Below are 11503 nucleotides of genomic sequence, written 5' to 3'. Positions count from 1 at the left end.
AGGGCGGCTTCCTCGCTCGCAGGCTTCCGCCACGCATGATTGGTCAACCCGTGCACAAGACTTTGCTTCCCTCCCTGCCTCTCTCGCGTTTCGAGATCGACCGCGACCACCTCTTCCGGGACACGCCCGATGTGTTCGAGGTGCTGTGGGCAGACGAGAGCACCCGGGTGCTGCCGATCTGGCGGCAGCAGGCCCTGCTCAGGGCAGGCGACTCCGAGGCGGGCGCGGCGGACTGGGCAGGAACCCCGATCCGCGAAGCGGGTGGGTCCGGGCATCCGACCCTCGCCCTGTTGTCGCCGGCGGATGCGCCGGCCTCCGACCTCCTGGTCTACCTCGGCCGTTCGCTGGCCGACGGCAGAACCGAACCGGTCGGCACCCGGATCGTCGCAGCGAACCTCACCGACGAGGCCGCCGCCCTGCTCGAACCCGACGAGAGCCGCTGGGTGAACCTCCGAACGGTCGCAGCCGAACTCGACGACCTGGATGCCGGGGCCTTCACCGAGGCGCTCGGCATCATCAACTGGCACCGTTCCCACACGCACTGCCCGCGGTGTGGAGCCGAGACCGTTCCCGAGAAGGGCGGCTGGGTGCGTCGCTGCCCCGTGCAGGACATCGAGATCTTCCCGCGCACCGATCCGGCCGTGATCGTCGGCATCGTCGATGCCCAGGATCGCATCCTGCTCGGGTCGAACGCGCTCTGGGAGAACAACAGGTACTCCCTGCTCGCCGGCTTCGTCGAACCGGGGGAGTCGCTGGAAGCGGCAAGCATCCGCGAGGTGTTAGAGGAATCGGGGGTGCGGATCCTCGAACCGCAGTACCTCGGTTCCCAGCCCTGGCCGTTCCCTGCTTCTCTGATGTGCGGATTCCTCGCCCACGTCGACCCCGACACCGCGGCCGATCCGCTGCTGCCGGACGGCGAGGAGATCCTCGACGTGCGCTGGTTCAGCCGTGAAGACCTCGAAGCCCCCGACGCGACGGTGCTGCTGCCCGGCTCGTCGTCGATCGCCCGCGCCATCATCGAGCACTGGTACGGCGGGCCGCTGCCCCGTCCCACATGGTGACGAGCGAACAGGAGGAGCGGTCGCTTCCCGCGACGGGTGTGGATGCCCTGCTCGCCGGTCTCGACGACGAACAGCGCGTGGTGGCGAAAACGCTCCTCGGCCCTGTCGTGGTGCTCGCGGGAGCCGGTACAGGCAAGACCCGCGCCATCACGCACCGCATCGCCTACGGGGTGGCGACCGGGGTCTTCCCACCCGGCAAGGTGATGGCGCTCACCTTCACCAGCAGGTCCGCCGCCGAACTCCGTTCACGCCTTCGCCCGCTCGGCGCCGGCGGGGTCTCGGCGCGCACCTTCCACTCCGCAGCCCTGGCCCAGTTGAACTTCTTCTGGCCGCAGGTCGTCGGCGGCGACGTGCCGCGTGTGCTCGAGGGCAAGGCGCGGCTCCTCGCCCAGGTCGCGGAATCCCTGAAGCTCCGGGTCGACACGGCCTCGCTCCGCGACCTCGCCGCCGAGATCGAGTGGCGGAAGATCTCGAATCTCTCGCTCGACGCCTACGCCGCGGCCGCCCACAGCAGCCGCACGATGCCCGGATTGTTGAGCATCGACCAGGTGATCGACCTGCAACGCGGCTACGAGTCGATCAAAGACGAACGCCGTCAACTCGACTTCGAAGATGTGCTGCTCGCGACCGCCGGCATGATCGAGACGGAACCGTCTGTGGCGATGCAGGTGCGGGAGCAGTACCGATTCTTCGTCGTCGACGAGTACCAGGATGTCTCGCCGCTCCAGCATCACCTTCTGTCGCTCTGGGTGGGGGATCGCCGTGACCTCTGCGTCGTGGGCGATGCGAGCCAGACCATCTACTCGTTCGCCGGGGCGCAGTCGGCGTTCCTCCTGACGTTCGCCTCCGCGTACGAGAACTCGACGGTCGTGCGACTGGAACAGAACTACCGCTCCACTCCCGCGGTCGTCGACACCGCCAACCGGCTGATGCGCGGCCGCACGGGTGCGCTCACCCTCCGGGCGGCCGGTGACGCGCCGACCCGGGGGGCGGAGCCTGTCATCACGGGGTACGCGTCGGAATCGACGGAGGCACGCGGAGTCGCCGCCTCGGTGGCCCGGCTGATCGCCGACGGAACCCGCCCCGAGGACATCGCGGTGCTCTACCGCATCAATGCCCAGGCGGCCGCGCTCGAGGGCGCGCTCGCCGAAGCGGGCGTCACCTACCAGATCCGCGGCTCCCAGCGCTTCTTCGACCTGCCCGAAGTGAAGCAGGCCATCATGTCGCTTCGGGCGGCCTCCGTCTCGATCAGTGGCGAACCGCTGTTCAAGTCGGTGAGCGACGTGCTCCGCTCGCTCGGCTGGTCGCAGAGCCCACCCGAGGGCCGCGGGGCTGTGCGCGACCGCTGGGAGTCGCTCAACGCGATCATGGGCCTCGCCGAACAGCTGCCGCCCCGCACCAGTTTCCGCTCGTTCACCGACGAACTGCTCGAGCGCCAGGCAGGCCAGCACGAACCGACGATCTCGGCCGTCACCCTCGCCACCCTGCACTCCGCGAAGGGTCTCGAATGGCCGACCGTCTTCGTGATCGGGCTGAGCGAGGGCCTGATGCCGATCAGCTACGCCACCACCCTCGAGCTGGTCGATGAGGAGCGCCGGCTGCTCTACGTCGGCGTCACCCGCGCCCGCCAGCGGCTCCTGCTGTCGTGGGCGGAGACCGGGGCGTCCCGCTCCCAGACCAGGGCGGCATCGAGGTTCCTGGCAGAGCTCGGCACGCGCACTCCGGATGGGGCGCCAGCCGGCTCTCGCTGACCTCCCCTGTCACCGCGTCGACGTGCAGCACCAGGCCATCGGCGCCCGACGCCCCGCCACGCCCCGACGAACTGCCACGCCCTGACGCACCGCCACGCCCTGACTCCCCGCCACGCCCTGGCTCCCCGCCACGCAGGGAGTCGATGCAGAACGACGCCACCAGCGGAACGACCCGCGCGATCGTGAGCGGAACCTCGGTGGGTGCGGGCCGGCCGAGCAGTTGGCCGGCGATCGCGGGCCAACTCTCGTCCGAATCGATCCGGAAGCGTTCCCGGCGGTGCAGGCAGGGCCCGGCACCCGGCGTGACGAACGGGCCGACCGTCACCTCGGTGTCGCTGAACACCACATCGACATGAGGCAGGTCCTGCTGCATCCACACCGCGGCTTCGGGGGGAGGTGTGAACCACGAGGAGACGATGAGTGCGAGGTCGGGCGGCTCCTTCGCTGACTCGATCTCGGCCGCCGGCAGTGCGACCGCGCCGAGTTCACCGAGCAGCCGCGCGATGGCCCGGGTGGGAGCGCCGCCGCAGAGGGCGATGGTGCGCCCCGCCAGCGGCCGGTCTTCAGCGCCGGAGTCCGCGCCACCGACCAGCGCCGGTGCGACACGGTCGAGCAGGCGTGACACCGACCTCTCGTTCGCGTGGGACCGGGTTCCGATCATCCGGAGTCCCTCCACGCTCACGCCGCGCGTGAGAGCGTGGATCATCTGCTCCTCGGCCGCGCTCACCCGGGCGAAGCGGGCCCGCGGCTGGTCGACGCCGATCTGCAGGCAGGTGGGGGAGCGCCAGACCACGGGGAAGCGTGGGTCGAGCCGGAGGGTGCCGCTGTCTGATCTCATCGGCACAGCATGCACCCATCGGGCTGCTGGCGTCAGAAGTTATCCACAGGCTGGCGCGGCAGTCCTCACAGCCGTCAAAGCCCTCACAGCCCTCAGCGCCAGATCAGACCACGGGCGGCGCGTCCGGGTCCTGTTCCGTCTGTGTCTCCGCCGCGGTCTCCGCCTCCTCCTCGCGGAAGAAGTCCTCCAGCGCCAGGTCCATCTCGTCGGGCTCGGGGGCGCCGGCGAGAAGCCGGGCCACGAGAGCGTCGGGGTTGTCGATGTCCTCCGTGGTCGGCACGACATCGGGGTGCGACCAGAGCGCGTCGCGCGCCTCGGGGCCGACGGCATCCGTCACGGCCTGCCACATCGCCGCAGCTTCACGGAGCCTCCGCGGCCGGAGCTCGAGACCGACCAGCGTCGAGAAGGCGGACTCGGCGGGCCCGCCTGTTGCACGCCGGCGCCGCACAGTCTCTGCGACAGCATCGCGCTTGGGCAGCCTCACCGTCGCGGCGGCGGTGACGACATCCACCCAGCCCTCGACGAGCGCAAGCGTCGTCTCGAGTCGGGCCAGCGCCTGCAGCTGCGATTCGGACTTCGGCGGGATGAGCGCACCGCTCACCATCGCCTCCCTGAGCTCCTCGGGATTCGACGGATCGAAGCTCGAGGCCAGGTCTTCGAGCCGGTCGGTGTCGATCGTGATGCCGCGCGCGAACTCGGTGATCGAGGAGATCTCGTGCAGCCGCAGCCACTTGGCGTGCCGGAAGAGCCGGGCGTGAGCGATCTCCCGCACCGAGAGGTAGAGCTCCACCTGGTCGGCCGGGATGTCGAGGCCGGCTCCGAAGGCGGCGAGGTTCTGCGGCACGAGTGCGGCCTGCTGGTCGTTCATCAGCGGGATGCCGACGTCGCCGCCCGAGACGACCTCTGTCGAGAGCTGCCCGACGACCTGGCCGAGCTGCATCGCGAACAGCGCCCCGCCGATGTTGCGCATCAGCTGGCTGGCGTTGGCCATCATGCCCGACAGCTCCTCGGGCGCCTGGTCTTTCAGCACCCGGGTGAGGGCGTCGGCGATGCTGAGCGCCACGGGCTCCGCGACCTGGCTCCAGACGGGCATGGTCGCGCTCGTCCACTCCTTGCGGGTGAGCACGCGGGGAGGGGCGGCGAGTTCGGAGACGAAGGTGACCTCGTCGAGCCACAGCGCAGCAACGTGCAGGGCCTGTTCGAGCGCCGAACGCTGGCCGGGCGTGATCGTGACGGCATCCGCGGAGGCGATCTGCTCCGCAGCGTCCTGGGCGACCTTCCAGTCGACCCCGTCGCCGGTGTGCTGCATCGCGTTCTGCAGCTGTTGCATGAGGGCGGCGACAGCCGCCGGATCCGACGGCAGGCCCGCAGCGCTTGCGAGCTTCGACGGATCGAGCTCGGAGTTGCCCGACAGGAATTGGCGGAGCATGTCGGTGAACTCGTCTTCGGGGTTCTTGTCTGGCTCGTCAGTCACGGTCTTACCCTTCTTGCGCGTCAAGCCGGCTCTGTGCGGCCTGTCAGCATTGCCTTCTACGCTAGCCGGTGGCCTCTTCGCCAAGCTGGGATTTCTCATAAGCTGGCACGTCGGGCCGTGCGCCCGTGGCGAACAGCGCCACCGCCTCGAACCGCCACCCCTCGAAAGGAACCCGTGAGCATCTTCGACGACCAGGAGGCGCCCGCGCCCGCGAGGCCGCGCTCCCGTCGTCGAACCGTCGGCTGGACGAGCCTGATCGTCGCGCTCGTGCTGGCGCTCGGGATGAGCTTCATTCCCCTGCCGTACGTGATCGAGCAGCCCGGTCCGGTCTTCAACACACTCGGCACGAGCGATCACGACGGATCGGCTGTGCCACTGATCTCCATCTCGGGAACGACGACCTACCCGACCGCCGGCTCCCTCGACATGCTCACCGTGTCGGTCGTCGGCACGCCTTCGTCCCGGCCCAGCTGGGCCGAGATCATCGGTGCCTGGTTCGACTCGACCCGCGCGGTCGTGCCGATCGATGCCATCTACCCGCCCTCCGTGAGCGTCGACCAGCAGAACGCCCAGAACGCCGCGCAGATGGTCGACTCGCAGCAGGAGGCGATCGCCGCCGCCCTCACCGACCTGAAGATCCCCTTCACCTCGAGCCAGAAGGTCGGCGTCGCCCAGCTGACGGCCGATTCGGCGGCCACGGGCATCCTCGAAGCCGGGGACCTCATCGACTCCGTGAACGGATCGGCCGTGAGCACGATCGACGAGCTGAAGGCCGCGATCACGGCGAACGGGGATGCCGCCGCCGCCACGCTCGTCATCACCCGCTCGGGCGCCGACCAGACCGTCAAGGTCACGCCGAAGAAGGCGGCGGACGGCAGCATCCTGCTCGGCATCGCTGCAGCGTCGGCCGACTCGTTCGAGTTCCCGTTCACCGTCGACATCCAGCTCGACAACGTCGGGGGCCCGAGTGCCGGGATGATGTTCGCGCTCGGCATCATCGACCAGTTGACCCCCGGCGAACTGAACGGGGGAGCGCAGGTCGCCGGCACCGGCACGATCACGGCCGACGGCACGGTGGGGCCGATCGGCGGCATCCGCCAGAAGCTCTACGGAGCATCCGAGAGCGGTGCCACCGTCTTCCTCGCCCCGGCCACCAACTGCGACGAGGTGGTGGGTCACGTGCCCGACGGGTTGAAGGTGTTCGCGGTCGAGAAGCTGAGTGACTCCCTGACGGTGCTGAACGACCTGGCCACCGGCGCGAGCACGGATTCGTTGCCAACCTGTGACACGGTTCAGGCCGCGGGCTGAACCGAAGGGGCCGCTTCCCAGCAAGGGTTGTCTAGGATGGGCGGACACCCCACAGCAACCACAAGAGGCTATCCGTGACTTCCTCCACAGCCCAGAAGCCAGCACGCAGATCGCGCACGGTGATCGCAGTCGCCATTGCGGTCATCGCCGTTCTCGCGATCCTGTTCTTCGTCTTCACCAACCTGTACACCGAGGTGCTCTGGTTCAACCAGCTCGGCTTCCTCAGCGTGCTGACCACCCAGTGGTTCGCCGGCGCGGCCATGTTCGGCATCGGATTCTTCGCCATGGCGATCCCGGTCTTCGTGAGCATCGAGGTCGCGTTCCGCTTCCGTCCGGTCTACGCGAAACTGAACTCGCAACTCGACCGCTACCAGCAGGTCGTCGAGCCCCTCCGTCGCCTCGCGGCCTTCGGCATCCCCGCGCTCCTCGGCCTCTTCGCCGGCGTCTCGGCCGCTGCCCGGTGGCAGGTCACGCTGCAGTACCTGAACCGCACCTCGTTCGGCACGACCGATCCTCAGTTCAACCTGGACATCTCGTTCTACGTCTACGACCTGCCCTTCTGGCAGGGTGTGGTCGGGTTCGCCTCTGCCGTCGTGCTGATCGCCGGCATCGCTGCCATCGCGACCAGCTACCTCTACGGCGCCATCCGGTTCGGCCAGCGCGAGGTGCGCATCTCGAAGACCGCGCGCATCCAGGTCGCGATCACCGCGGGCATCTACCTGCTCCTGCAGGCCGTGAGCATCTGGCTCGACCAGTTCGCGACGCTGTCGAACACCGGCGGTCTCATCACAGGTGCCTCGTACTCCGACGTGAACGCCACCATCCCGGGCCTCCAGATCCTCGCCGGCATCGCCGTGATCGTGGCCGTGCTCTTCCTCCTCGCTGCGTTCATCGGTCGTTGGCGGCTGCCCGTCATCGGCACGGTGCTCCTCATCGTGAGCGGGCTGATCCTCGGGTCGCTCTACCCGTGGGTCGTGCAGCGCTTCCAGGTCGCGCCCTCCGAGCGGAGCCTCGAGCAGCCGTACCTGCAGGACAACATCGACCTCACCAGGGATGCCTACGGGGTGAGCGACGTCGAGTCGATCGCCTACCCCGCGACGACGACCGCCGCGCCCGGGGCGCTCCGGGCGGATGCGGCCACCACCTCGAGCATCCGGATCCTCGACCCGGCCCTCGTGAGCAGCACCTTCGCCGCGCTGCAGCAGTTCCGGCAGTACTACCAGTTCCCGACAGATCTGAACGTCGACCGCTACACGATCGACGGCAAGACGCAGGACGTCGTCTCGACCGTTCGTGACCTGAACCTCGCCCAGCTCGGTACATCTGCCAGCTGGTACAACCAGACCGTCGTCTACACGCACGGTTACGGCATCGTCGCGGCCTACGGCAACCAGCGCGCGGTCGACGGCCAGCCGGTGTTCGCCGAGCAGGGCATCCCCAGCACGGGTGTGCTCGGCGACTACGAGCAGCGCATCTACTTCGGCGAGAACTCGCCCAACTACTCGATCGTGGGTGCGCCGGCCGGCTCAACCCAGATCGAACTCGACTACCCGTCGGGAACGGATGGCGCTTCGCAGACGTACACCACCTTCACGGGTGATGGCGGGCCGAAGCTCGACAACGTCTTCAACAAGCTCGCCTATGCGCTGAAGTTCCAGTCGGAGCAGATCTTCCTCTCTGAGGCGGTCAACAACGATTCGCAGATCCTCTACGACCGTGATCCTGCCACCCGGGTGTCGAAGGTCGCGCCCTACCTCACGATCGACTCCGCGCCGTATGCCTCAGTGGTCGACGGCAAGGTCGTCTGGATCGTCGACGGCTACACGACGACATCCGAATACCCGTACTCGCGCACGGAGGGGCTCAGCGCGGCGATCGCCGACACGTACACCCCGAAGCCCGGGTACGCGCCCGACAACAACATCAACTACATCCGCAACTCGGTGAAGGCGACTGTCGACGCGTACGACGGCAAGGTCACGCTCTACGCGTGGGACGAGACGGATCCGCTGCTGCAGACCTGGCAGAAGATCTTCCCGTCGACCCTCAAGCCGATGAGCGACATGAGTGCCCAGCTGATGAGCCACGTGCGGTACCCGGCCGATCTCTTCAAGGTGCAGAGGGCCATCCTCGGGCAGTACCACGTCACCGACGCCGGATCGTTCTACTCGCGTGAAGACGCCTGGACCACGCCGAACGACCCGACATCGCCCGCCTCGAACCCGACGACGCAGCCGCCGTACTACCTGACGCTGCAGGTGCCGGGCCAGGATGCACCGTCGTACTCGATCTACTCGACCTTCATCCCGCTCACCGGGCAGGACACGTCGAAGAGTCTCAACGGCTACCTCGCGGTCGATGCGAACGCGGGTTCCGTGGCGGGCCAGAAGGCCGCGGACTACGGCAAGATGCGATTGCTGACCCTGCCGAAGGATGCGACGGTGCCCGGCCCCGGCCAGGTGCAGAACAAGTTCAACTCGGATCCCACCGTCTCGCAAGCCCTCAACCTCCTGAAACAGGGGTCGACCGAGGTGCTGAGCGGTAACCTGCTCACCCTGCCGGTCGGGGGCGGGTTGCTCTATGTGCAACCGGTCTACGTTCGTTCGCGCGGTGAGACGAGTTACCCGCTCCTGCAGAAGATCCTGGTCGGTTTCGGTGACAAGATCGCCTTCGAGGACACCCTCGACGCTGCGCTCGACGACCTGTTCGGAGGCAACTCGGGAGCCACGGCCGGCGATGGGGGCATCACGCCGCCCACCACGGGCACAGGAACCGGTACTGGAACTCCTGCCGCTCCCGGCGACAATGCGGCCCTCACGAAGGCGCTGAGCGACGCGAAGGCTGCTCTGGATGCGCGGACCGCAGCCCTCCAGGCCGCGGACTGGACCGCCTACGGCGTCGCAGACCAGCAGCTGAAGGATGCGGTGGCTGCGGCCATCGCCGCCTCGGGCCAGCAGTAGTGGCCCTCCCGCTGCGGCCTTCGGGTCGCGGCGGGGGCCCGGCGGTCACGAGCTGCCAAATGCTGTGATAGTGTTACATCTTGTGCCGCGGGGTGGAGCAGTTCGGTAGCTCGCTGGGCTCATAACCCAGAGGTCGCAGGTTCAAATCCTGTCCCCGCAACAAAGAAAAACCAGATCAGAAGCCGCTCCCGGGTTATTACCCGGGGCGGCTTTTGTGTTCGGGGCACTGTTGACTACTGAACTGACTACACGCCAAACTGGACCAGCTGTAACGCAGCCGAGTGCAACGCCGACCGCGACGTCCCTAGGACCATTTCATGATCAACTTCCCCGTTCTAGATCAACTCCAGGTCAACGGGTATGACCTTTATCCTGGTTCGCCCGGGAACGCGGGTCTTTCGGTCCGCCTGGATTCTTCGGCGAGCGTGATTCTCGGCGCAAACGGGCTTGGCAAAAGTACATTGATAGAGATCATGTTTCGCATGCTTTCGGGACCGTTCGATCTCCCAAAGTTGTCTTCCACCGACGGGCTTGGAAATGCGAATGTTGCTGCAACTCGCATCGTCGGAGCTGCAAGGAACTACTTTGGGAACCGAGTGCTAGACGGGGCCCGACATGCAGTCGCGACACTCGACTTCTCGGTAGGGTCCACTGCAATCTCAGTGTCCCGGTCCCTCCGAGATTTGTCGGTCACCCATATAACCGTCGACGGAACGGACTTGGAGACGTCAGAAGGCGTATTCCAGGACGTGATCTGCGACAGGGCGGGACTCGGATCTTTTGCTGATTGGATCTTGGTACTGCGGTTCGTGACCTTTTACATGGATGATCGTCGCGCACTCATCTGGGATCGCTCAGCTCAACGCCAACTGCTCAGACCCCTGTTTCTCTCGATCGAGAACGCAAGACAGTGGACGAGTCAGGAACGCTCGATCTTGGAACTGGACAGTCGACGTCGAAACTTGAACGTCGCTCTCAACCGGGAGGAGCGAGCAATAGCCGAAGAAAGCGAGTCAGCTCAGACACCAGATGAATTGCGTGCTGCAATCAGTTCGCTTCAAACCATGTTGGCAGACGACGGGGTGAGTAGAGAAGAACTTGAGGGTGACCAAGCGGCGCTCGCAGAACTGCTGGCCAAGCGGCGACTGGAGGCTCTAAGGCTGGAACTGGCACTCGACACGGCGAAGCGGAGGTTCGAGCACGCAAAGCTGGCCAGCTTGGCCGCTAGGTTCCCGGAGCACGAGCAATCCGCCCAGTACGTGTTTGGATCATTCCTAGCCACTGGGAACTGTTTCCTGTGTGGCCACCAATCGCCTGAACTGCGGCTAGCAATGGAGGACCGTGTCGCCCATCACAACTGTGCTTTTTGCGGGAACGTAGTTGAACCGTTTGTGGCAGACAACGTTTCGGACATCTCCGACGCGCGTGCCTACTCGACCGAAGCGGAGTATGCGAATGCCTCCGCTGAGTATGAAGTATCAAAAGCGTCGGCCGCGGATGTTCAGAGTCGTCTCGACGGATTGCGGCTGAAGCTCGCTGAACTTGACGCGAGGGCTACTTCCAGCGAGTCTCACCTTCGGCAGTTGATTTCACGTCTTCCACGCGCGGAACGAGGGGGTGCCGAAGCCGAGAGCGGACTAGCGACCTTGAGAGCTCGTGTTAGGTCCATGAACGCAGACCTGTCCGAGCAGGCAGCAGTATTCCGCTCTTTCGTTGACGAACAGCGCACCTTTATCTACCAGCAGGCGTCCGAACTCGAATCCACGTTCGGACGGTATTCTCACGAATTTCTGTTCGAGCGGGCACAACTAAGCCGAACAGAAAGGGAGGAGAAGCTTGGTCAAAGCGCATTCAAAGTGTCGTTTCCGGCCTATGAACTTGAATTGGCGAACAGCGGGTCTGTCAAGAATTCGGTGTAACTAGTGTTGTTGTGGGTTAGCGTCCGACGGTGAGTCGGCCGTTGAAAGTGATGTCGAACGCGTTTAGCGCGGCCTTCCATCGTTGGGTCCAGCGGGCCCGCCCTTGGCCGGTCGGATCCAGGCTCATCACGGCCAGGTAGACACATTTCAGTGCGGCTTGCTCATTGGGGAAATGTCCCCTGGCGCGGACCG

General features: G+C 66.2%; 6 protein-coding genes, 1 tRNA gene and 1 pseudogene. 6 read left to right on the top strand and 2 right to left on the bottom strand.

Annotated elements, in window-relative coordinates; genetic code table 11:
• Positions 1-50: 50 nt before the first annotated feature.
• Entirely contained in the window at positions 51-1061 is a 1011-nt protein-coding gene (nudC, locus tag B7R21_RS12085) for an NAD(+) diphosphatase (protein WP_253259781.1), read from the top strand.
• The gene (locus B7R21_RS12080) at positions 1055-2812 is read left to right on the top strand and encodes an ATP-dependent helicase (protein WP_116283515.1); all 1758 of its coding nucleotides are present in this window, start codon (positions 1055-1057) and stop codon (positions 2810-2812) included. The genes nudC and B7R21_RS12080 overlap by 7 nt, the downstream gene beginning before the upstream one ends.
• Before the next feature lie 941 nt (positions 2813-3753).
• Here B7R21_RS12080 and B7R21_RS12075 read toward each other — a convergent pair.
• Positions 3754-5124, bottom strand: coding sequence for a zinc-dependent metalloprotease (locus tag B7R21_RS12075; RefSeq protein ID WP_116283690.1), 1371 nt, complete (start codon positions 5122-5124; stop codon positions 3754-3756).
• 174 nt (positions 5125-5298) lie between these two features.
• On the opposite strand from B7R21_RS12075, the gene B7R21_RS12070 reads away from it, so the two are divergent.
• The 4 genes from B7R21_RS12070 (at position 5299) to B7R21_RS12055 (ending at position 11311) form a co-directional block, all read left to right on the top strand.
• The gene (locus tag B7R21_RS12070; protein WP_116283514.1) at positions 5299-6432 is read left to right on the top strand and encodes a YlbL family protein; all 1134 of its coding nucleotides are present in this window, start codon (positions 5299-5301) and stop codon (positions 6430-6432) included.
• A gap of 74 nt (positions 6433-6506) precedes the next feature.
• Positions 6507-9392, top strand: coding sequence for a UPF0182 family membrane protein (locus B7R21_RS12065; protein ID WP_116283513.1), 2886 nt, complete (start codon positions 6507-6509; stop codon positions 9390-9392).
• 86 nt (positions 9393-9478) lie between these two features.
• Positions 9479-9552, top strand: a tRNA-Met gene (locus B7R21_RS12060).
• A gap of 157 nt (positions 9553-9709) precedes the next feature.
• Complete coding sequence (locus tag B7R21_RS12055; protein ID WP_147305880.1) at positions 9710-11311, top strand: hypothetical protein; 1602 nt, start codon at positions 9710-9712, stop codon at positions 11309-11311.
• A 16-nt stretch (positions 11312-11327) separates the two neighbouring features.
• On the opposite strand, the pseudogene B7R21_RS12050 reads toward B7R21_RS12055, so the two are convergent.
• Positions 11328-11503 (bottom strand): annotated as a pseudogene (locus B7R21_RS12050) (IS256 family transposase); the annotation flags it as partial.

This window comes from Subtercola boreus (assembly GCF_003399625.1).
In the GTDB taxonomy this organism is placed as follows: Bacteria; Actinomycetota; Actinomycetes; order Actinomycetales; family Microbacteriaceae; genus Subtercola; species Subtercola boreus_C.
Note: the sequence above shows the minus strand (reverse complement) of the source record. Positions and strands in the feature narration are given on the sequence as shown.